Consider the following 264-nt stretch of genomic DNA (forward strand, 5'->3'; position numbering starts at 1 on the left):
GTCCAGTTGGTTAACTGAATTAACGCGGCAGCGAGCGTCTCTTTAATCGGAGCTCCTCCCTGGTCAACCCTGTATCCCCGTTTGTGAAGGCCTGTTCCTGATGAATCCAGTGTAAGTACGGCTTTATCTTTTAAAAGGGAAATCTCCACCTTATACACGGGTCCCGTTTCTTCAATCCATTCATTTTGTTTACCTGATTGCAGTTTCAGCTTTTCCGCTATCGCCTTTTTGACGATCCGCTGGCAGTCAGGCACACTGGCAAGC

1 protein-coding gene is annotated in these 264 nt (G+C 48.1%); it reads right to left on the reverse strand.

From position 1 onward, the window contains the following. On the reverse strand, positions 1–264 hold a 264-nt coding region (locus KVT31_RS29650), incomplete at both ends, for a THUMP domain-containing protein (protein ID WP_483297957.1).

This window comes from Bacillus sp. GbtcB14, from assembly GCF_019091205.1.
GTDB classification, from domain to species: domain Bacteria; phylum Bacillota; class Bacilli; order Bacillales; family Bacillaceae_G; genus Bacillus_A; species Bacillus_A cereus_AG.